This is a genomic window from Cupriavidus sp. CP313 (assembly GCF_054072015.1).
In genome coordinates, this window is the sequence record NZ_JBSVZB010000003.1 from 83,921 (window position 1) to 106,005 (window position 22,085).

Below are 22,085 nucleotides of genomic sequence, written 5' to 3' on the forward strand. Positions count from 1 at the left end.
GCCGTCAAGCCACCGCCACCCGCTGCACCAGGCGGTCGATCGCGGCATCGGCACCGATGCCGGCCGCATGCGCCTCGTACGACAGGATCAGCCGGTGGCGGAAGACGTCGTGCACCACGGCCTGCACATCATCGGGCGTGACGAAATCGCGCCCGTGCAGCCAGGCGTGCGCGCGTGCCACCTTGTCCAGCCCGATCGAGCCGCGCGGGCTCACGCCGATCTGGATCCACTTGTCGAGGTCGTCGTCCACAGGCTTGGGGGCGCGCGTGGCTTGCACCAGCGTCACGATGTAGCGCTCCACCGCATCGCTGACATGGATGCCATGGATCTCCGCCCGCGCGGTGAAGATCGCTTCGGGCGCCAGCTGCACCGGCTGCGCGCCGCCGCCGGCGCCGCCAGCCTCTTCCTCACGGGCCAGCTTGACGATGTCGGCCTCGGCATCCGCCTCCGGATAGCCCACGCTGACATGCATCAGGAAGCGGTCCATCTGGGCCTCAGGGAGCGGATAGGTGCCCTCCTGTTCGATCGGGTTCTGCGTCGCCATCACCAGGAACAGCGGCTCCAGCTTGTGCGTGGTGCCGCCGACGGTGACCTGGCGCTCTTCCATCGCTTCAAGCAACGCCGCCTGCACCTTGGCCGGCGAGCGGTTGACCTCGTCCGCCAGCACCAGGTTGGCGAACACCGGGCCGGCCTGGAAGCGGAACTCGCCCTTGCCGCCTTCGGTGAAGTACACCTCTGAACCCGTGATGTCAGCGGGCAGCAGGTCCGGCGTGAACTGGATCCGCGACAGCCGCGCATCCAGGTTGCGCGCCAGCATCTTGATGGCCCGCGTCTTAGCCAGCCCGGGCAGCCCTTCCACCAGCAGGTGGCCATCGGCCAGCAGGCCCAGCAGCAGGCGTTCGATCATGCGCTGCTGCCCCACAATCGACTCGCCCATGCGCTGCTGCAGGGCCAGGACGTCGTCGCGTGCGCTCATGGCGTGTTCCTTGGTTCAGCTGGTGCGCGGCGGGCCGGGCGAGCTGACTGGCCGCCGACGAACCAGGCGTAGTACGGATTGTCGGGATCGGCGCGCATGGCCTGCGTGATATGGCTGGCCCAGGCTTCGCGGTCGCCGCGGTAGGCATCGAGCCCGGCGCGGTAGAAGGTGTGGAGCACTTCCCGCTCGCGGCGCAGGTCGCGCCAGAACGCTTCATCGGCGCCGGCCAGCGGCGGCTCGCTTTGCAGCGACAGCAGCTTGGACAGGGTTTCCGGGAAGGCGTCGCGGCGGACCCAGCCGGCGTACTCGATGCGCGGGCGGTCGTCGGTCACGGCCGGCGCATCTGCCGCATACCAGTCCAGGCCGGCGCGGTCGGTGACCCAGGTCGCCATCAGCGCCGCCGGCGAGCGCACGCCCACGGCCTGCAGGGCGGCAGCAACCTCCGGCTGTTCAAAGCGCGTGCGGATGCGCGCGGCATCCAGCGCCAGCGGCGACAGCGAACCCACCAGCATCATCTCGTGCAGCTCGGTGGTCCACAGCATGGCGTGGGGGAACACGTCCAGGAAGCTGCGCACCAGCATGCGGGTGTCTTCGTCGTTCTGCGTCGGCAGCGGCAGCCACTGCGCCACCAGCCCGCCGGGTTGCAGCCGCGCGGCCGCGAGGCGGTAGAAATCGGTCGAATACAGGTTCACCACGCCGGCCGCCGACGGAGGCGGCGGTTCCAGGGTGATCAGGTCGTACTGCTGCGTGCTTTGCAGCAGTTCACGGCGGCCATCGCGCAGGCGGATGTCCATGCGCTTGTCGGTAGCCACGCCGAAATTGCCGTCGAACTTGGGTACGGCGCGCGCCACCGGCGGCAGCAGCTCCGCCACCACGCGGTGTTCCAGCCCAGGCCAGGCCAGCGTGGCGCCTGCCGTGATGCCGGTGCCAAGACCGATCACCAGGGTGGACTTCGGCGTGCCGTTATGGACGATCAGGGGCAGCAGCGCCTGCAGCCGCATATAGCGCTGCGAGGTCATGGCATCGCCTGAATTGGAGACGCCCTGGATATAGAGGCGCCGGAAGCGGTTGCTGGACGAGGTCTGCTCCACCACCGCCACGGTCGCGCCACGGCCCTCCTCATAGAACACCAGTTCTCCGCCGCGCGCCCGCGCCAGCAGCGTGGCGAGCCGGTCCGCGGGGGCCAGCGCGGCGGCAATCACCGCCAGCACGCCGACCATCGGCACCGCCCAGCGCGCTACGCGGCCCACGCCGCTACCCAGCGCCACTGCCACCACGCCGACCACGGCGGCCGTCACTGCCAGCAGCGACAGCGTCTGCACCAGCCCCAGGTACGGCACCAGCACAAAGCCGGCCAGCGCCGTGCCGGCGATGCCACCCAGCGTATTGAGTGCCACCACGCTGCCCACGCCGGCGCCGACGTGTCGGCTATCGACGCTCACGCGCAGCACGAAGGGGAACGCCGCGCCCAGCAGCAGCGTGGGCACGAACACGACCGACAGCGCCGCCAGCGCAAAGCTGGCACAGGCCGCCACCAGCGGGCTGGACGTCAGCCCCTGCACCCATGCAGACAGGCTGCCCTGCGCACGCAGCAGCCATTCGCCCAGCAGCACGAATTCAAGCAATGCCACCAGCCCCGCCCCCGCCACCAGCAGGCCGAAGGCGCCCCAGGGGTCGCGCACCCGGTCGGCATGGCGCGCGGCCAGCGCGCTGCCGATTGCCAGCCCCGCCAGATAGGTCGCCAGCACCACGGTAAAGGCGAAGGTGCGCGTGCTGAGGAACTGCACGATGGCCTGCGACCAGACCACCTCGTAGCCGAGGGCAATGCCGCCGGCTGCGGCATACAGCACCAGCGCCAGCCAGCCGTTAGCCGCATCACCGCCGATAACGGCGCCTTGCCCGGCAGTGGCGGCAACCGGTTCGGCCTCAACTCGCGTACGTGCCGCCAGAAGCCAGGCCACCAGCGCCGCGGCGCCATTGAGCACGCCCGCCGCCACCGCACTGCCCAGGATGCCCAGCAGCGGCACCAGCACGAATCCGGCCAGCAGCGTGCCGGCGATTGCGCCGGCGGTATTGGCGGCATACAGCCGCCCGCCATGCACGCCCACCCGGCCGGCGCCAGGCGTCAACACGCGCATCAGCACCGGCAACGTGCCGCCCATGGCGGCTGCAGGCAGGATCACCAGCACAAAGGGCAATGCCCACGCCAGCCATCCGGTGCGCTGCTCCAGCCAGGCGAACGGCGCTGCCGCATGCGCCAGCGCCACGGTGGCGCCGATGCCAAGCACCAGGACGCCGATTTCGAGCCACGCGTACAAGCGCAGCGGATTGCCGTGGCGGTCGGCCACGCGGCCGAACAGCCAGCCGCCCAGGGCCAGCCCGGCAAAGAAGGCGCTCACCGCGGTGGTGACCGCGTGCACATCGACGCCCACCACCAGCGACAGCTGGCGGATCCAGACGATTTGGTAAACCAGTCCGGCCGTACCGGACACAAACAGTAAAACGGCCGCCCAGAGCCACGTCTGGTCGGCCGCATCGCCCCGCTGCGCCACGGCGGATGCGGAATATTCGGTCTTCGCGGAGCGCACCCGGCGCCCGCCTTTGCCACCATTACCGCCATTGCCGCCCGGGGCGGCATGAGATTCGATCATGAACTGGACCGTTGGCGCGAAGGCCCGCGCGTACGCGGGCCTTCGCCGGTTTCAACTGCCGTCACAGGCGGACGGCGCTGATGACTGCCTGCCTTACTTCTTCTTCATCGCTTCTTCAATCTTCTTGTCGACCTGCTTGCGCACCTGGTCGATGCTGAAGCTCGCCGGATGCTGGCTCGGCGGATAGTTGACAAAGGTCTCCAGGAAGACGGTGGCCTTCAGGGTTGCGATGCCGGTCAGGTAGACATTCTTGGCCATCCAGTCGTCGTATTGATCGGACACAATATCGGCTCGCTCATACGGGTCCATGCGCAAGTTGTAGATCTTTGGCACGCGCAGGCAGGTGAATGGCTCGCGCCAGACCTGGAAGCCGCCTGGCTTGCGCTGCTCGCAGAATACGGCCTTCCAGTCGCCGAAACGCATGGCCACCAAGTCGCCGTCGTCATTGAAGTAGTAGAACTCGTCGCGCGCGCCCTTGTTGGCCTGGCCGGTCAGGTACCCCAGCTGGTTGTAGCCGTCGAGGTGCACCTTGGCGCTCTTGCTGCCAAGCGATGCGCCCTTGAGCAGCCGGCCCTTGACATCGCTATCGCCGGCAGCGGCCAGCAGCGTCGGGAACCAGTCCAGACCGGAGAACATCTCGTTGCTGACGGTGCCGGGCTTGATCTTGCCCGGCCAGCGGATCATTGCCGGAACGCGGAACGCGCCTTCCCAGTTGGTGTCCTTCTCGCTGCGGAACGGCGTGGTTGCCGCGTCGGGCCAGGACCACTGGTTGGGGCCGTTATCGGTGGTGTAGATCACGATGGTGTTATCCGCGACCTTCAGGTCATCGAGCGTCTTGAGCAGCTTGCCGACGTCGCCGTCGTGCTCGAGCATGCCATCGGCGTACTCGTTGCCGGGCATCCCGCTCTGGCCTTGCATCGACGGACGCACGTGGGTGTAGGCGTGCATGCGCGTCGTGTTCATCCACACGAAGAACGGCTTGTCGGCCTGGACCTGCTTGGTGATGAACTTCTGTGCCGCGTCGGTGGTCTCGTCGTCGATGGTCTCCATGCGCTTGGTGGTCAGCGGGCCGGTGTCCTCGATCTTGCCGTCGGCCGTCGAGTGCAGCACGCCGCGCGGCGAGAAGTTCTTCACATACGGGTCGTTCTTGTCCTTCGGCCAGTACGGGCGCTGCGGCTCTTCCTCGGCGTTCAGGTGGTAGAGGTTGCCGAAGAACTCGTCGAAGCCGTGCTTGGTCGGCAGGTACTCGTCGCGGTCGCCCAGGTGGTTCTTGCCGAACTGGCCGGTGGCATAGCCAAGCGGCTTGAGGGCTTCGGCGATGGTCACGTCACGAGCCTGCAGGCCGACAGGCGCGCCCGGTGCGCCCACCTTGGAAAGACCGGTGCGCAGCGGCGTCTGGCCAGTGATGAACGACGAGCGGCCCGCCGTGCAGCTGTTCTCGGCGTAATAGTCGGTAAACATCATCCCTTCGCGGGCGATGCGGTCGATGTTCGGCGTGCGGTAGCCCATCACGCCCATGCTATAGGCGCTGATGTTGGTCTGGCCGATGTCATCGCCGAAGATCACCAGGATGTTGGGCTTCTTACCCGACGTGCTGACGGCCGCGGGTGCAGGAGCGGCCCCGGGCGCGACCGGCAGATTGGACTGCGCCGGCGGCTGTGCCGGCGTCGCGGACGTGTCCGGCGCCGCTGCCGGGGCCGGGGCCGGGGTCGCCGGCTGTTGCGCGGCAGGCGCCTGTTGCTTGGGCTCGTCTGCCTTCTTGCAGCCGGCGATCGCCGCAATGGCAATCGCCATCGCAGCCATGGCAAAGCGCGCGCCGCGCCTTGCCTGGGTGGACTCTGTCATTCGTTGCATTGCTGCTCCCGGTAGTCAAACTGCTTCAACCTGCGTCCGGCACGCGTGGCATGCCGGCTTCCTTTTCTGCCTACTTCGCACCAGCCGTGGGGTAAACCTGCTGCCAGTCCTGCTTCATGCTGACCACCGTCCAGCCCTTGGCGCGGGCAGCGTCCAGTGCCTTGTCGAGCTTGCCCACCTTCGACTGGCGGTCATAGGCGAACTCGCGCTCGGCATCGTCGTGATGCACCAGCACGCCCATGCGCGGACCGTCGTCGCCGGTGGTGTACTCCAGCATCTGCAGGTCGCCGTCGGAGTTGCCCACGGCAAGGATCGGCCGGCGGCCGATATGGCGGTAGATGCCGACCGGCTTGCCCGGTCCGTCATCCACGAATTCCAGCTTGGGGTCGCGCACCAGCACCGGCTTGCCGTCGCGCACCAGGTAGCGCACGGTCTGCGAGGAGCCGATCACCTGCTCGGGCGGAATGCCGTAGACGGCCTGGCTCCACGGCCGCATGAACTCGATGGTGCCGCCGGAGACGATGTAGGTCTTGAAGCCGTTGGCGCGCAGGTAGGACAGCAGTTCCAGCTGCGGTTGATAGACCAGCTCGGTATAGGGCCGGTTGAACTTGGGATGCCGCGATTTCGCCAGCCAGTCGCGGATGGTGCGGTCGTACTCGTCCGTGGTCATGCCGCTGTTGGCCGTGACAACCAGCGCGCCCAGCTGCTTCTCGTTGCGCATCAGGCCCTGCATGTCGTTGGCCATCAGCGCCTTGAAGGCGGGGTTGTTGCGCCACTCCGGGTGTTGCGGCGCCGCGGCGCGGATCTGGTCGAGCAGGAAGAAGAACTGGAAGTACAGCGGCTGCTCGCTCCATAGCGTGCCGTCGTTGTCGAACACTGCGACGCGCTCCTCCGGCGGCACGAACGTCGGCGAGCCCTTGCGTGTCACGTCGGCAACGAACTTCAGCAGTGCCTGCCGTGCCGCACCGTCGCGCCACGACGCCAAAGCCTGCGCGGACGGCTGCGCCGCCTGCGTGGCAGTGGCCTGAGACTCGGGCCCCGTGGCGGGCGTCGAACAGCCCGCAAGCGCAAGGCCGGCCAGCACCAGCGCGGCGATGGCCTTGCGCGAGGGGCCGGCGAGGAATCCGCGGGTGGCAGCCATGTCCATATTGCTCACTCCTGTCGCGTGTTGTCGTAGTCGTTGCTGTGCTTTGGGTCGCGCGGGCGCAGCGCTATCGAGCCGCCGGCCCGGGCTGGCCAGCCAAGGCCACCGGCGCCTGCCGTTGCCGCTCCGCCCAGCGGCCCTCGTCCATCACCAGCCGGAAACCGAGGTGCGACATGCTGTTGTACGGATCAGTCCCGCGCCGCGCGCTGGGGCGGTAACTGAGGCAGAAATCCTCGTTGCAGAGGAAGGAGCCGCCCCGCGTGACGCGCTTGGGCGCGTTCACCGGGACGCCGGGCTCGGCCGGATCCCATGAGGCCATGGGGCCGACCGGGTTTTCGATCGGCTGCGCCTTGCCGGCCTCGCGCCGGAACTGGTCGGCCCGATACCAGTCCGCCACCCACTGCCAGGCATTGCCGGTCATGTCGGCCAGGCCATAGCCGTTGGGCGGGAAAGTGCCGACCGGGCTGGTGCCCAGCGCACCGCCCGCCTTGGGGCTGACCACCGGGAACGGCTGGTTCTGCTGGCCCTGCCAGACATTGGCCATCTGCTTGCCATCGGGGGCGAACTGCTCGCCCCAGGCGTAGGTGGCCTGCTCCAGCCCGCCGCGCGCGGCAAACTCCCATTCCGCCTCGGAGGGCAACCGCTTACCGGCCCACTTGGCGTAGGCCTGCGCGTCTTCATACGAGACCTGGACCACGGGGTGGTTGTCCTTGCCTTCGATCGAGCTGCCGGGGCCGGTCGGATGGCGCCAGTCCGCACCGGGCACATAGCGCCACCAGCGCGAGTAATCCTGCAGCGGCACCGGCCGCGGCGTGCCCACGAATACCATGCCGCCGGCGACCATGGCGCTGTCGGGCGGGCGCGGCGTGCCGGGCGGCAGCTGGACCCGCAGGGTTTCCCAGTCGGGCGCGCGCTCCGCGGTGGACACGTAGCCGGTGGTTTCGACAAACTTGCGGAATTCGGCGTTGGTGACGTGGTGCTGATCCATCCAGAAGGCGTGCACATGCACTTTGTGTGCCGGCTTCTCATTGGCCTGGGCCATCTTGCTGTCGCTGCCCATCAGGAATTCGCCGCCGGGCACGCGCACCATGCCTGCCGGCCCGCTCTTGCCATCGCCAACGACGATGGCGGGCGCGGTTGGCGTCCGCCCCTTCATGTACCAGTAGCTGGCGCCGAGGCCTGCTGCGACCCCGAGACCCAGCAGCACCAGGATCAGTGCCTTCTGCCCGCTGCGCCGTCCCGCGGCAAGCGCAACGGAGCCAGAACGCCCCGCGCCCGCGCCGGGATTGCTGCCTTCACGTCGTCCGCTCATTCACTCCGCCTCTTTGTATACAAAAATCATGCTGATTCAGCGCAAACCATGATCTCAGATGGCTACGGCTATCAGAAGTCAGCTTTTTCTCCTTCCGGTGCCAAGTGAATTAAGTTTTTCTTTCGCGCACTGCCGCTGGCGCCCTGCTCATCGCTGGATATCTGCCCCTGGCACCATCATCGTCAGGGGCGCCGCCGGATCTTCCGCACCCTCATTGAGGATGCCGTAGTCCGCCGGAAACAGCGCCGCCAGCGGTGGCGGATATTGAAAGGCGTGCAGCGGCTCCAGGTTTTCGCCAGCGTCGATCACGAACACCTCGATCAAGCGGCTGCGGCCGCCGTTCTCCTGGCCTGCCACATAGTAGTGAATGCGGTTTCGCCAGACGAAGTGCCCGCCGAAGTAAGGCTTGGCGACATCCGGCAACCCGGCCAGATGCGTTTCGCAGAGCAGAACTGCTTCGCGCAGATAGTTCCGGCTTACCGCTTCATCGGGGGCGGACAGCCTGGCCATCATGCCCCGCCTGTCCTTGATCTTCTTGGCTGCCATAGCGTAGCGAGCAGGTTGAGCGCGTGGGCGCCAGGACAGCCTACCGGCACATGGAGCGGTTCCGGCAACTCAGTGCCATGCGCTCCCCACCTGGATATAGAAGGCGTTCTGGCCTTTGCTGTGGGCCACGTCCAGACCGATCGAGACACCAAGCTTGCGCGCAATCATGTAGCGAAAGCCCGCACCGACGCTGTAGATGGTCGAGGCATCCGAAAAGTCATGCCAGCGCCCGTAAGCCTTGCCGACACCGGTGAAACCCAGCAGCGACCAGCGCGGCGTCACGTCCCAGCGCAGCTCCATTTCGGCGGCCAGCGCATTGCGGTCCTGGTAGCGCCCCTTCTGCACGCCGCGCAAGTCCACGAACGGCTGCGCGTAGAACGGCACGTCGCCGCTGGAGAATTGCGTATCGGCGCGCAGCCCCAGGATCACGGTGCGGGCCACCGGCAACCAGGTGAAACCGCGCGCGTTGTACATATTGAATGACTGCGTGCTGCCGAAGCCGCCGCGCGCGAACTGCGCCTCCAGCTCGGCATAGCTGCCGCGGCTGGGGTAGAAGATGTTGTCGCGCGAGTCGTAGTCGACCACCAGCCCGGCCTTGCCGATGCGCTGGGTCTTGTCGAAGCTGCCGAGTTCGCCCGCATCGCCAAACTTGAAGGTTGCGGTCGAATCGAAATACACGTAGCGCGGCCCCACGTACCAACGCGTATCGGCAACCCGCACGAGCAGCTGCTGCACCAAAGCCACGCCTCTCAGTTCGTAGGCACGGGGCTTGTTCAGCAAGCCGAAGTAGTCCAGGTTCGCATCGACCTTGGCGATGGCCCCAAGATAACGGTAGCGGTCGCCGTCCCAGGTGTGGAAGTGCGCCACGCCGGCGCCCCAGGTGCCGTTTTCGGTATACGCACCGCCGATGGCGGAAATGTTCGGCGGTGCGGGCCCTTTCCCACTGGCCTTGGCACTGGCCGCCGCATCCGCCATGGATTCCGAGAAGAACATCAGCCCCAGCCCGCCGCCGTAGCCAACGGCCGGTTCCGTGATAACGACCGGCACCGGCAGCGCGCCCTTGTGATTGAGCAGGAAGTCGCTCATGTCCAGCTTGCCGTCCTCAGGATCGAAGAACGACAGCGGTTTCTTTTCAGCCGGCGCTTCGGCCTGGCCGAAGGCGGCGCCGCACCAGAGCGAGGCCAGTGCACCGAGCAGCGATGCAATGCGCTGGCTTGCCTGGGAGCGGGTCATCAGCAAGTTATGAAAGGTCCTTTCTAATGGCTACAGCGGGAACTGGATATTCAACCCCATGAACACCTGGAATTTGGGCACGCCGACTCCCTCGTGCCCCACCGTCCATTGCGGCTCGGCAAACACGTTGTAGGTTTCCTTGCCGATTTTCCAGATCTTGCCCGCGCCGATACCGAGGGGGATGTAATAATTCCCACGCTTCAGGTCGAAATTCCAGGTTGCGGTGCTGCGCAGGTACCAGCCTTCCGGCAGGTTATAGATCACGAACGGCTGCGCGGTCAGGTTGTCCTGGGTCGGACGATCGCTTTCCCCGGCAAAGGAATGCTGCCAGGTCACGAGCCCGCCGATCATGCCCCATTTCTGCGGGGAGATGGCCACGCCGGCCAGGCCGGCTTGCCATTTCCCGGTGCCGGTCTGGTCGCGCGATGCCGTTGGGATGGTCAACTGGGGCCCGATGCCCCATTCCATCCCCATCCCCTTGAGCAGGACCAGGTTGAACAGGTTCAGGTCGCCCAGCCCGGTCTTGCTTCCATCCGGCGCCACGTTCGGCGTGGTGACGACGGGCATCGTAAACCGGACGATCTGCGGCAACCCGAACAGCTTGTGTGGAATGGTGCCGCGCAACAAGACGCTGTTTCCGTCCTCGTCGCCGAGTCCGTAATATCGCCCCACATACTGGTCCTGCAGATTCAGGGTAATGGTCGGGCTCAGCGGATTGTTTGACGAATTCATGTCATCTGTCGATGGCCCGGCCGCACTGGCAAGCACCGGCAATATTGCCGCCACGCTGCCCGCAGCAAGCCTTAATCCCTGCATGACTGAATTCATTTGAAATCGTTGTCCTGAAGAAATTGGTAACACCCGCCATTGAATATGGCGTTTCCATCATCGCCGACCGCCTCAGGGCTTGTGAAGTAAATATTTGCGATGCCGTGATGAAGATTTTCGTCTGTTTGCGCACTGGCAGTGACGGGGGTCTTTGCTGGTAGTATGCAATGTCGCAAAAATATGAGGGTGAGGCATTACCTCACCGTGTCATTTACTGCAGCTGGCGCGGTCAGGCATGCGCCAGAGGCCGGCATTCCGGCAAGCGCCTGGCCGGCCTTGCACTTCATGTTCCGTGAATATGTCAAAGACCATCGCAAACCGGCTGGCCATTGCTGCTCCCTTCCTCTTTGCCTGTGCAGGTGCCCACGCGACTGAAGGCGCCCTGGGGCGACCCGTGACCGGCACCAGCGTGCTCCCCAATGTGGGGATCGTGTCGCCGGAACCCGCGCTCATCGTGAACGTCGGCGAGATCTACCTGGATGGCTCGATCAGCGGCAGCCGCAGCGTGCCCATCGCCGGCAAGGCAGCGCTGGGCGTGGACGGCAAGGTCGCGTTCACCCTGGCGACAGTGATGAAGGTCTGGGACACCGACACCGGCGCCTGGAACTTTGCCTCCAGCTTCACGCTGCCCTATGTCTGGACCAAGGTGACCGCCAACGTCAGCGTGGGCGGGCTGGGGGGCAAGACGCAGGACACCGCGTCGAACCTGTTCGACATTACCTTCGCGCCGATCATCGCGGGCTACCATTTCTCGAAGACCGAGCATGTGGCGCTGAGCCTGAACGTGTGGGCGCCGACCGGCAAGTACGATCCCAACGCACTGGCCAACCCCAGCCTGAACAACTGGACGTTTATTCCGCAGGTGGCCTACACCAAGCTGTTTCCCGAACACGGGCTTGAGTTCGATGCCGTGGCCGGGATCCAGTTCTACACCCGCAACAACGCCACCGATTACCAGAACGCGCCGCTGTTCACGCTCGACACCATGCTGCTCAAGCGCTTTTCCAACGGCGCCGGCATCGGGCTGATCGCCGGCACGACGCAGCAGTTGGGCGACGACAGCGGCCCGCTGGCCGACCGCCTGAACGGCTTCCGCGGCCATGACTGGGCGGTGGGTCCGATCGTCACCTACGATACCAAGATCGGCGCCAAGAGCCTGCTGTCGCTGGGCCTGCGCTGGGTGCCGACCGTCTCCAGCAAGAACCGCCTGAAGAGCACGAACACGTTCATGGGGACGGCGACCGTCGTGTTCTGAGGGCTGCGCGTTCCCTGGCGGCAAGGCAGAATGCGTCCCATGCACCCCTTCGGGCAAGTTGAAGTACGCACGCTATAGTGCCTGCCTTGATCACGCGCAAGCCCTCAACCTTTGCAAGCCTGCAAACTCGCATCCATGACCTCAGTTCCCTCCCCTTCAACCGGTGCCACCGGCACCAATGCCTCAACCAGCCAGCCCCCCCCACCTCTGTCTCGCCGCCGTCCGGCTCCGGTGCCGCGGGGCCGCTTTGGCTGGCTGACCGGCATTCTCAGCTGGACACTGCTGATTGCCAGCACGCTGTTCTGGTGCGCGCTGCTGTTTCCGCTGGCGCTGCTGAAGCTAGTGCTGCCGTTTGCCGCCGTCAGGCGGCGCATCGATCCGATGCTCAACGGCATCGCCACGGCCTGGATCTCCGGCAACGCCGGCTGGTTCGCGTGGATCCAGCGTGAGCCGTGGGACATCCAGGGCAATGAAGGACTGCGCTATGCCGACTGGTACCTGGTGAACTGCAACCACCAGTCGTGGGCAGATATCTTCGTGCTGCAGCGCTCGCTGAACCGGCGCATCCCGCTGCTGAAGTTTTTCCTGAAGCATCAGCTGATCTATGTGCCGGTGATCGGGCTGGCGTGGTGGGCGCTGGACTTTCCGTTCATGAAGCGCCACGGCAAGGCGCAGTTGCGGCGCAATCCGGCATTGCGGCGCCAGGACCAGGAAACGGCCAAGCGCGCCTGCGCGAAGTTTTCGCTGGTGCCGACCAGCGTGATGGTGTTTGCCGAAGGTACCCGCTTTACCGAGGCCAAGCGCGCGGCCCAGGACTCACCGTACCGCCATCTGCTCAAGCCCAAGGCCGGCGGGCTGGCGGTGGCGCTGAATGCCATGGGCACCAGGTTCCGATCGATGATCGATGTCACCATCGTGTATCCGGAAGGTGCGCCCGGCTTCTGGGACCTGGCCTGCGGGCGCGCGGGCCCGGTGCTGGTGCGCATGCGGCAGCTGCCGGTGCCGCCGGCCTTCTGCGAGGCCGACTACGGCAGCGACAAGGCGTTCCGGACGGAATTCCACCATTGGCTGGCACGCCAGTGGGAAGCCAAGGACGCGGAGATCGATGCGCTGACGCCGCCGCGCGAAGGCTGAAGCTCTGCTACCCGGGCAGCCGCTCGACTGCCCGCTTCCCCTGTCCCACCGCCGCGGTCAGCGAAGGGCTGCCGGCATTGTCGCTGTTCGCGATGCTGATACTGCCCACGCCGGCCAGCCCGGGCCACACCGCGTCGGGCGCCACGTTTTCACCCGCCAGGCTGTCGGGCATATAGCTGTAGCCGTGTGCCCAGCGGTTGACGGTGATGCCGCGGATCACGTCCTTCGAAGCAAACCCCTTGTGCCCGAGCATGCGGTCGAGCTGCGCGCGGATGTCGCGTTCCAGCGTGTCGAACGGCGTGCCCAGCAGCAAGGCGCGTCCCGCGCGGAAGCGGTCGCGCGCCTGCATGCCGCTGTCAGGCACGGTCGGCACATAGAGCATATGCAGCACAGCCGGATCGGAGGGCTGCCTGCCCGCCGGCGGCTCCAGCCACAGGTCGGTATAGGCCATGGCCGGCGCGTGGATGCGGCGCGTGCGCAGCGCGGCAAACGCCTGCCAGTGGTCGAGCGCCACCTTGGTGTAGACCAGCGGCGCCTTGGCCTCGTTGTGCAGCACCTCTTTCTGCTTCGCCGGCAGCGACGGCAGCAGGTACGGGATCATCATGTTGTAGCCGGCCAGCACCACATGGCGTGCCTCAACGCGATGCAGGTTGCCACTGAACCCGTAGGTCACGCGCGTGATATTGCCGTCGGGCTCGACCGCGATCGCGGTGCTGTTCAGGCGCAGGCGCACCGGCTGCCCGTCGCGGTCCAGGCGGCTGTAGTCGAACGCGGCCGATACCACATCGGCCGGCCGGGCGATCGACGCCACGCCCGGGATCAGGCTCTGCACCAGCAGCCGGGCCAGCGAGGCATTGCCATCCGGAAACCACAGGCGCGAAGCCGGCGACTTGCCAAGCCGCGCATTGGCCGCCGGCGCGGGCATGTTGGCGCCGGCCGGCAGGCCGATGGCAATGGCGTCGGCAACGCAAATCCCATCGGCGTCCAGCGCATAGGCATCATTGCTGCGGCTGCGCAGGAAACGCTGCCCGGCCAGGCCGATGCCGGCCTTGTCACGCAGAAAGGTGGCGTAACGCATGGAGCGCAGCGCTGCCGTGCGCTCGGCGCCCGACAGCGCCGGCAGGTAATCGGTGGTGCCGGCGGCCAGCCGCGCCAGCGCGGCGCGGTCCGCCGCAGGCAAAGGCGTGTTGTCCAGGAAGCGCGACAGGGCAGCCGCATCCGGGCCACCGGCCTGCTGCCCGCTGCGAACATCGATCAACTCGCCGAACGGATCGCCCGCCACCCATTGGTCGCGCCCGAAATGCTCGGCATCGAAGAACACGGCGCGGCCCATGCCGAGCGCGGCATAGGGATCCGCAGGCACAGTGCCAGGCGGGCGCGTGGCATCGAGCCCGATCCCTGCCAGCAGTTCGCGCACCGCGGCGTCGCTGCCAGCGCCTGCCGGCATCTCTGCACTGCCGCCATAGGTCACCAGCCGCTTGCCGCGCACCGTGAACTCATTGCGCTTGGCATGGCCGCCGAAGTCGTCGTGATTGTCCAGGATCAGGATGCGGCGGTTGGCGCCGAAGCGCCGCCGGTAGAACCAGGCCGCCGCCAGCCCGCTGAGGCCGCCGCCGACCACCACCAGGTCGAACGCCTCGCGTGCCAGCACCACGGGATATTTCGCGCCCTCGCGCGCTAGGCTGTGCGCCAGCGTGTAGGTGCCGGCATGGTTGCCGCGCAGGCCGGTCAGCGCGGGCGGGTACGCCACGCCTGCCCCACCCTGCTGCGCGTGCAGCAACTGCACGGGCGCAAGCCCGGCGGCAATGGTCAGGGCGGTGCCGTTGAGGAAGTCTCTGCGCGTAATCGTCATCGGGTGCTCATCGGGATGCGTCGCCTGCCGCGGCCGGGCGCTGCGCGGCCAGCGCCTTGCGCCGTGCCGCCACGGCGGCTTCCGGCACCGGCGCGGCGCGGTTGCCCCAGCTGCCGCGGATAAAGGTCAGCACATTGGCCAGTTCCTGGTCGTCCAGCGTCCAGCCATAGCCGGGCATGTGGTAGTCCGCCGGCGCGGTGCCCACGCGCGCGGTCACGGCGCCGTCGAGCAACAGGCTCACCAGCGAGGCCGGATCGGGATCAGCCACGGTCGGGTTGCCGGCCAGCGGCGGGAACACGCGGGCAAAGCCCTTGCCGTCAGCGCCATGGCAAGGCATGCAGAACACCGCGTACTGGCGCGCACCGGGCACATCGAAGCGGCCCTGCCGCAGTTGCTGCGCGGTGGCGGCATCGTGCCGGAACGGCTTGTCCTCGCCGCGCGCACCGGGCAGGGATTTCAGGTAGGCGGCCACGGCATCGAGGTCGGGCGCGCTCATGTACTGGGTGGCGGTGGAGATCACCGTGGACATCGGCCCGAACGAGGTCGCGTGCCCGTTGCGCCCTGTGCGCAGGAACTCGGCAATATCCGCGCGCGACCACGCGCCCAGGCCGGTGACCTGGTCGCCGGTCAGGTTGGTAGCGGACCAGCCCTCCACGCTCGCCCCAGACAGGAAATGGCGGCTGCGCTCGTCCAGCCCCTTCTCGGCGAACAGGTTGCCGCGCGGCGTATGGCAGGCGCCGCAGTGCGCCACCGCCTGCACCAGGTAGGCACCGCGGTTCCAGGCTGCGCCGCGCGCGGGGTCGGTGCGGACCGGGTCGTCATCGACGAACAGGACGTTCCACGCGGCCAGCAGGCTGCGCATGCTGAACGGCCAACGCATCTGCGGCGCGGGGTTGCGCTGGGTGACCGGTGCCACCTCGGCACGCAGGTAGGCGTACAGCGCCGCCACGTCCTCGGCGCGCATGCGCGCGTACGAGGGATATGGCATCGCCGGATAGAGCCGTTTGCCGTCGCGCGCCACGCCATGCCGCAAGGCGCGGTCGAACTCGGCCAGCGTATAGGCGCCGATGCCGCTGCCGGCGTCGGGCGTGATATTGGTCGAATGGATCGTGCCGACCGCCGTGCGAATCGGCAGGCCGCCGGCGAATGGCTTGCCGCCTTCGCTGGTATGGCAGGCGGCGCAGTTGGCGATGCGCGCCAGGTAGCGGCCGCGTTCGATCTGTTGCGTGTCGGTGGCGGCCAGCGCCATGCCCACGGGCAACAGCACCGCCAGCGTCAGGCAGGCCAGCTTGCGCAGCGCGCGGGATGTGGCGATACCAAGTCCTTGGGGCAGGAGAAGCATGGGAGCAGTCAGGTCAGGCAGCCGATACAGCCCAGTTTGCCGCCAGCACCAGGCACACCACCAGCCCGGCGGCCACGGCCACGCCGGTCAGGATCAGCGGCACCGGGCGCAAGGTGTCCAGGTCGCGCTGGTGCTCCTGCCCCTGGCGCAGGCCAAAGAAGCCCCACAGCACGGTCCGCAACAGCCTCAACGGGTTCATGGCATCTCCTTGCACAACGCCTTTGTGTACGAGAGCCGATTATGGGCCGTCCGCGCCAGCCATAACAGCATCAGATAACAGGAAAATTTACGTATCAGTTTGCCTGCCCGGGAGATAATGCGCTCACCCGCCCCGCCCCCGCCAACCCGCCATGAAACGCTACGAAGCCCTCGCCGAGACCCTGGCCGCCGATATCCGCAACGGCAGCCTGCCGCCGGGCACGCGCCTGCCGTCGATCCGCAAGACCGTAGCCCAGTATGGTGTCAGCCCCTCGACCGCCTTCCAGGCCTACTACCGGCTGGAAGAGCGCGGGCTGGTGCGGGCGCGCGAGCGCTCCGGCTACTACGTGGCGGGACCGGCGCGGCGCGAGCTGCCCCAGCCGCAGGCGCGGCCGTCGCGCCAGGTGTCGACGCAGGTCGACATCTCCAAGCTGGTCTTCGCCGTGCTGGAAGGCGCGCGTGACCGCGAGCTGGTGCAGTTCGGCTCGGCCTTTCCCTCGCCCGAGCTGTTTCCGTGGGAGCGGCTGGGCAAGTCGCTGGCGCGCGCCGGCCGCGCGCTCGACCCGTGGTACTCGGTCAACGACCTGCCGCCGGGCAATACCGCGCTGCGCCGCCAGATCGCGCTGCGCTACCTGGGCGCCGGCGCCCCGCAGCCGGCCGAGGACCTGATCGTCACCAACGGCGCGCTCGAGGCGCTCAACCTGTGCCTGATGGCGGTGACGCAGCCGGGCGACGTGGTGGCGATCGAATCGCCCGGCTTCTATGCCTCGCTGCAGGCGCTGGAGCGGCTGCGGCTCAAGGCCGTGGAGATCCCGGTCGACCCCGCCGAAGGCATCGACCTGGGCGCGCTCGACACCGCACTGTCACGGCACCCGGTCAAGGCGTGCTGGTTCATGACGCAGTTCCAGAATCCGCTCGGCGCCAGCATGTCGGAGGACAAGAAGAAAGCGCTGGTGGCCTTGCTGGCGCGCCACCAGGTGCCGCTGATCGAGGACGATGTCTATGGCGAGCTCTACTTCGGCAACCGCTGCCCGCTGCCGGCCAAGGCCTTCGATACGCAGGGGCTGGTGATGCACTGCAGTTCGTTCTCGAAGACGCTGGCGCCGGGCTTCCGCATCGGCTGGGTGGCGCCGGGCCGCTTTGGCGAGGCCATCCAGCGGCTCAAGCTGATGACCACGCTGTCGGCCGGCGTGCCCACGCAGGTGGCGTTGGCCGAATACCTGCAGCACGGTGGCTACGACAAGCACCTGCGCAAGCTGCGCCACATGCTGGAGACGCAGCAGGGCCGCATGATCGATGCCATCGGCCAGCATTTTCCGGAAGATGTGCGCGTGTCTCGGCCGGAGGGCGGGTATTTCCTGTGGGTCGAGTTTGCGCCCGGCTTCGATGCATTGGCATTGCACCATGCCGCACTGGAGGCAGGCATCGGCATGGCGCCGGGTCCGATCTTCTCTGCGCGGCAGGGATACCGCAACTGCATCCGGCTCAACTACGGGCACCTGTGGAGCGACGAGGCCGAGGCCGCCGTTGCGACTCTCGGCCGTCTCATCGCGCAGCAAGGCTAAAGCCACCTAGCGTGCCTCGCGATGGCGGCGCAGGGCCCACTCCAGCGTCTCGAACGCAGCCTGCACCACCAGTGCCAGCACCGCCGCCGGGATCGCGCCAGCGAGCAGCAGCGCGGTGTCGTTGAGCGCCAGCCCGGTGGCAATGCGCTCGCCAAAGCCACCCGCCCCGACAAAGGCTGCGATGGTCGCCGTGCCCACGCTGATGATGGCCGCGGTCTTGATGCCCGCCAGCAGCACCGGCAAGGCCAGCGGCAGCTCCACGTAGCGCAGCACCTGGCCACCGCGCAGCCCGAGCGCCCGCGCCGCGTCGCGCATACCCTGCGGCACCTGCTCAAGCCCGGTCGCGGTATTGCGCACGATCGGCAGCAAGGCATAGAGAAACAGCGCCACCATGGCCGGCCAGACGCCGATGCGGCCCAGCAGCGGGATCAGCATCGCCAGCAAGGCCAGCGACGGCACCGTCTGCAGCACGTTGACCACGCCCAGCACAGCCTGTCCGGTGCGGCGCCGCCGCGCCGCCAGCATCCCGAGTGGCACGCCGACCAGCGTGGCCGCACCGACTGCCCCCGCCACCAGGCCGACATGGCGCCGCGCCAGGCGAGTGGTGTCGGGCCCGAACAGTGCAGCAGCCAGCCGGCCACGCGGTTCGGCACCGTCATTTGTTGCCTTTTGCCCTGCAGTGCCGGCCAGGAACGCGCGCGCGATCGCGTCGAATGACTGGCCATCGATCTCCGCCGCGGCATTCATGGCGATCATGTCGTCGGCGCTGACGCGCCCGGCCAGCCGCTCCAACGCTTGCCAGGCCTGCGGGAAGCGCTGCGGCACGTCGAGGCGGTAGACCACCACCGCGTCGTAACGCGGGAAGTAATGGCGGTCGTCCTCCAGCACGTGCAGCTTGTACTTGCGGATCTTGGCGTCGGTGGAATAGATGTCGATGGCATCGACCTGCCCCGCGGCCAATGCCTCGTAGGCAACGCCATGGTCCAGCCCGACCGGGCGCTGCGGCAGCCCATAGCGGCTGGCCAGCCCCGGCCAGCCGTCGGCGCGCCCCAGGAACTCGTGGGACAGGCCGAGCCTGAGCTGCGGCTGCGCGGCGAGGTCACTCAACCGGCGCAACGCGCCGGCGCGGGCATCGGACACAGCCAGCGCATAGGTGTTCTCGAAACCAAACGGAATTGCCGCGCCCAGCCCCATCGGCGCCAGCGCCCGCTGGATGGCATCGAGGCCGGCTCCGGGGGGCAGTTTCAGGATCTCGGCGGCGAGCGTGCCGGTGTAGTCGGGATAGAGGTCGATGCTGCCGGCCTTCAGCGCCTCGAAGACGATCGCGGTATTGCCCAGCCCTGGCTGGTGTTGCGCGGCGCCGGGCGGCCCCGCGGCCTGGGTCAGCAGTTCGCCAAGGATGTACGACTCGGTGAAGCGCTTGGAGCCGACGCGCAGCGGATCTGCCGCGCGCGCCGGCATGGCACCCGCGAGTGCAGCAGCCAGCACCCACGCCACTGCCTGCCACAGCGTGCGCCCTGTTCTCCCGATCTCCCGACTGCCACGGATCCAAGCCAAAACGTCTGTCCCGATATGGGGCCGGTGTGCGCCCGGCATCGCTACATCATAGCTGCCGCATGTCCTTATCCCGAAATAGTATTTGCTATTTGCATGATGAAGGCATCAGAATCCGGATTACACATACACCCTCCGAGATCCCGCCCCGATGGAAATCCGGCAACTCGAAGCCTTCGCCGCAGTCGTCACCACCGGCAGCGTCACCGCCGCCGGTCGTCTGCTCGGCCGCTCGCAGCCGGCCATCACGCGGCTGATCCAGGAGCTGGAGGCCGAGCTGGGCTTTGCCCTGTTCACCCGCAGCGGCCCGCGCGTCAGCCCGACCGAGCAAGGCTTCCTGCTCTATGACGAAGTCGAGCAGACGCTGGCCGGCATGCAGCAGATCCGCACACGCGCCGCGGCGCTGGCGCGCGGCGATGGCCGGCCCTTGCGCATTGCCGCGACCCCGGCGCTGGCTGCCGGCCTGCTGCCGCCCGCGCTGGCGCTGGCCTTTGAGCGCGGGCTGTGCGCGCCGGAACGCGTGGCGGTGCAGAGTGTGTCGCCCGAACAGGTGGTGCACGCGGTGCTGACCGGCGCCGCCGACATCGGCCTGAACAGCCTGCCGCTCGAACACCGCGGTGTGACCGTGCACTGGATCGGCCAGTCCGCGTGCGTCGCAGCCGTGCGTGCCGACGACGCACTGGCCGCGCAGCCTGCCATCGCGCTGCAGGACTGCCGCGGGCGCCGCATCGTCACCATGCAGAACCCGTACCGGCTGCGCCGCCGCGTCGACCGGGCACTGGCTGGCGCCGGCGTGCCCGCAGCGGGCGTGATCGACACCAATACCTCGATCAGCGCGCTGACCCTGGTGCGCGCCGGGCTGGGCATCGCCGTGCTGGAACCGGTGACCGCCCGCGGCCTGCCGCTGGCCGATATCGCCGTGCGACCCATCGATGCCGATATTCCTTTCTACTTCGGCGTGATCACGCCACAGGCCCGCCCGGCCAGCACGGCGGTGCTGGGGCTGGTGCAGGCCGTGGCCGACGCCGCCGCCGGGCTGCTGCCCGACCTGGTGCGGCGCGATCCCGCCGAACACGGCGCGCTGCTGCAATCGCTCTATGGCGATGCCAGCGACGACGCTGACACGCTCACACAAGATGCCGGACTTCCAAGCCATGACTGACCTATCCGCCCCCGCCCTTACCCCCGCCGCCGGCCTGGCCGCGCTTGAAGCGCGCCTGCGCCAGGACCTGTCCTGGCTGGAACTGCCCGCCAAGGCCTGGACCATGCCGCGCAGCCACGATGGCCAGGACGTGCTCGATGTCGCTGTCATCGGCGGCGGGATGGCGGGACTCGCGGCCTGCGCCACGCTGACGCACCTGGGCATCCGCGTGCGCGCCTTTGACCGCGCCCCGGTGGGCTTCGAAGGCCCGTGGGCCACCACCGCGCGCATGGAGACGCTGCGCTCGCCCAAACAGCTGACCGGTCCCGCGCTGGGCCTGCCGGCCCTGACCTTCCGCGCCTGGTTCGAGGCGCAGTTCGGCGAGGCTGCCTGGCAGGCGCTGGACAAGATTCCGCGCCTGCAATGGATGGACTACCTGCGCTGGTACCGCCAGGTGCTGGCGCTGGATATCCGCAACGAGCACCAGGTCGATGCCATCGTGCCGCGCCCGGACGGACTGGTGGCGCTGTCGATGCAGACCCCGGACGGCCCGCAGACCGTGCTGGCGCGCCGCGTGGTGCTGGCCACCGGCCGTGACGGCCTGGGCGGTGCCTACGTGCCGCCGGTCGCGGACACGCTGCCGCGCCACCTGTGGGCGCATTCGTCGGACGAGATGGACTACGCCGCGCTGCGCGGCAAGCGCGTGGGCGTGGTCGGCGCAGGCGCCTCGGGCATGGACAGCGCCGCGACCGCGCTGGAGGCGGGCGCCGCCAGCGTCGAAATGCTGATCCGCCGCCCGGACATTCCGCGCGTCAACAAGAGCAAGGGCGCCGGCAATCCGGGCCTGGCCTTCGGCCACTACGGGCTGTCCGATGCCTGGAAATGGCGGCTGCGCCATTACATCAACACCCAGCAGGTGCCGCCGCCGCGCGGCAGCACGCTGCGCGTGTCGCGCCATGCCAATGCGTACTTCAACCTGGGGGCCGCGCTGGAATCGATCGACGCGCAGGGCGACGTGCTGCATCTGCAAACACCGCAAGGCAAGTTCGAACTGGACTTCCTGCTCTTCTCCACAGGCTTCCGCATCGCGCTGGAAACACGGCCGGAGTTCGCCGCCTTCGCCCCGCATATCCGCTTCTGGCGCGACCGCCATGCGCCACCCGCAGGCCAGGAAGACCGCGAGCTGTCCGACTCGCCCGATCTTGGCGACGGCTTCGAATTCCAGGAGAAGACGCCCGGCGCCTGCCCCGGCGTAACGCGCATCCACTGCTTCTGCTATCCGGCGGCGCTGTCGCACGGCACCGTGTCCGGCGACATCCCGGCGATCAGCGACGGCGCACGCCGGCTTGGCCAGGGCATTGCCGCGCTGCTGTACCAGGAAGACGTTGAGTTGCACTACGCCGCGCTGCAGGCCTATGCCGAGCCTGAAGTCTTCGGCGACGAATGGGTGCCGGCCCCGCCGCCGGCACTACGCACCGCCAAGGCCTGAATCCCACCCCG

General features: G+C 67.8%; 17 protein-coding genes. 5 read left to right on the top strand and 12 right to left on the bottom strand.

Annotation, left to right across the window (positions count from 1 at the left end; genetic code table 11):
• Window positions 1-4: 4 nt before the first annotated feature.
• The 8 genes from ACW4E8_RS04845 to ACW4E8_RS04880 form a co-directional block, all read right to left on the bottom strand.
• Window positions 5-976, bottom strand: coding sequence for an AAA family ATPase (locus ACW4E8_RS04845; RefSeq protein WP_456803475.1), 972 nt, complete (start codon window positions 974-976; stop codon window positions 5-7).
• Window positions 973-3,627, bottom strand: coding sequence for a fused MFS/spermidine synthase (locus tag ACW4E8_RS04850; protein ID WP_456803476.1), 2,655 nt, complete (start codon window positions 3,625-3,627; stop codon window positions 973-975). Before ACW4E8_RS04850 ends, ACW4E8_RS04845 begins: the two co-directional genes overlap by 4 nt.
• A 93-nt stretch (window positions 3,628-3,720) precedes the next feature.
• Window positions 3,721-5,472 (bottom strand): arylsulfatase, encoded by a 1,752-nt coding sequence (locus tag ACW4E8_RS04855; RefSeq protein ID WP_456803477.1) that lies wholly within the window; start codon window positions 5,470-5,472, stop codon window positions 3,721-3,723.
• Between the two features lie 79 nt (window positions 5,473-5,551).
• Window positions 5,552-6,628, bottom strand: coding sequence for an HAD family hydrolase (locus ACW4E8_RS04860; protein WP_456803478.1), 1,077 nt, complete (start codon window positions 6,626-6,628; stop codon window positions 5,552-5,554).
• 64 nt (window positions 6,629-6,692) lie between these two features.
• Window positions 6,693-7,937 (bottom strand): formylglycine-generating enzyme family protein, encoded by a 1,245-nt coding sequence (locus ACW4E8_RS04865; protein ID WP_456803479.1) that lies wholly within the window; start codon window positions 7,935-7,937, stop codon window positions 6,693-6,695.
• Between the two features lie 147 nt (window positions 7,938-8,084).
• Window positions 8,085-8,483 carry a hypothetical protein gene (locus ACW4E8_RS04870; protein WP_456803480.1) on the bottom strand — a complete coding sequence of 133 codons (399 nt, stop codon included), beginning with the start codon at window positions 8,481-8,483 and terminating at the stop codon, window positions 8,085-8,087.
• 69 nt (window positions 8,484-8,552) lie between these two features.
• On the bottom strand, window positions 8,553-9,716 hold the full coding sequence (locus ACW4E8_RS04875) for a BamA/TamA family outer membrane protein (protein WP_456803481.1): 1,164 nt from the start codon (window positions 9,714-9,716) through the stop codon (window positions 8,553-8,555).
• A 30-nt stretch (window positions 9,717-9,746) separates the two neighbouring features.
• Window positions 9,747-10,544 carry a hypothetical protein gene (locus ACW4E8_RS04880; protein WP_456803482.1) on the bottom strand — a complete coding sequence of 266 codons (798 nt, stop codon included), beginning with the start codon at window positions 10,542-10,544 and terminating at the stop codon, window positions 9,747-9,749.
• A 298-nt stretch (window positions 10,545-10,842) separates the two neighbouring features.
• On the opposite strand from ACW4E8_RS04880, the gene ACW4E8_RS04885 reads away from it, so the two are divergent.
• Both ACW4E8_RS04885 and ACW4E8_RS04890 read left to right on the top strand, forming a co-directional pair.
• Window positions 10,843-11,799 carry a SphA family protein gene (locus ACW4E8_RS04885; protein ID WP_456803483.1) on the top strand — a complete coding sequence of 319 codons (957 nt, stop codon included), beginning with the start codon at window positions 10,843-10,845 and terminating at the stop codon, window positions 11,797-11,799.
• Window positions 11,800-11,934: 135 nt separating this feature from the next.
• Window positions 11,935-12,933, top strand: coding sequence for an acyltransferase (locus tag ACW4E8_RS04890; protein WP_456803484.1), 999 nt, complete (start codon window positions 11,935-11,937; stop codon window positions 12,931-12,933).
• 7 nt (window positions 12,934-12,940) lie between these two features.
• Here ACW4E8_RS04890 and ACW4E8_RS04895 read toward each other — a convergent pair whose 3' ends face one another.
• The 3 genes from ACW4E8_RS04895 to ACW4E8_RS04905 are packed head-to-tail and all read right to left on the bottom strand — an operon-like array spanning window position 12,941 to window position 16,326.
• Window positions 12,941-14,785, bottom strand: a complete 1,845-nt coding sequence (locus ACW4E8_RS04895; protein WP_456803485.1) for an NAD(P)-binding protein — start codon at window positions 14,783-14,785, stop codon at window positions 12,941-12,943.
• Between the two features lie 7 nt (window positions 14,786-14,792).
• Window positions 14,793-16,127 (bottom strand): c-type cytochrome, encoded by a 1,335-nt coding sequence (locus tag ACW4E8_RS04900; protein ID WP_456803486.1) that lies wholly within the window; start codon window positions 16,125-16,127, stop codon window positions 14,793-14,795.
• Between the two features lie 13 nt (window positions 16,128-16,140).
• Entirely contained in the window at window positions 16,141-16,326 is a 186-nt protein-coding gene (locus tag ACW4E8_RS04905) for a DUF2970 domain-containing protein (protein ID WP_010811552.1), read from the bottom strand.
• Window positions 16,327-16,477: 151 nt separating this feature from the next.
• Between ACW4E8_RS04905 and ACW4E8_RS04910 the strand changes: the two genes are divergently transcribed.
• On the top strand, window positions 16,478-17,890 hold the full coding sequence (locus ACW4E8_RS04910) for an aminotransferase-like domain-containing protein (protein ID WP_456803487.1): 1,413 nt from the start codon (window positions 16,478-16,480) through the stop codon (window positions 17,888-17,890).
• A gap of 6 nt (window positions 17,891-17,896) precedes the next feature.
• On the opposite strand, the gene ACW4E8_RS04915 is transcribed toward ACW4E8_RS04910, so the two are convergent.
• Entirely contained in the window at window positions 17,897-19,351 is a 1,455-nt protein-coding gene (locus ACW4E8_RS04915; RefSeq protein ID WP_456803778.1) for a glycine betaine ABC transporter substrate-binding protein, read from the bottom strand.
• Window positions 19,352-19,595: 244 nt separating this feature from the next.
• Between ACW4E8_RS04915 and ACW4E8_RS04920 the strand changes: the two genes are divergently transcribed.
• On the top strand, window positions 19,596-20,606 hold the full coding sequence (locus ACW4E8_RS04920) for a LysR family transcriptional regulator (RefSeq protein ID WP_456803488.1): 1,011 nt from the start codon (window positions 19,596-19,598) through the stop codon (window positions 20,604-20,606).
• Window positions 20,599-22,074: an FAD-dependent oxidoreductase gene (locus ACW4E8_RS04925; protein ID WP_456803489.1), complete on the top strand. Its 1,476-nt coding sequence runs from the start codon at window positions 20,599-20,601 to the stop codon at window positions 22,072-22,074. The genes ACW4E8_RS04920 and ACW4E8_RS04925 overlap by 8 nt, the downstream gene beginning before the upstream one ends.
• Window positions 22,075-22,085: the final 11 nt, after the last annotated feature.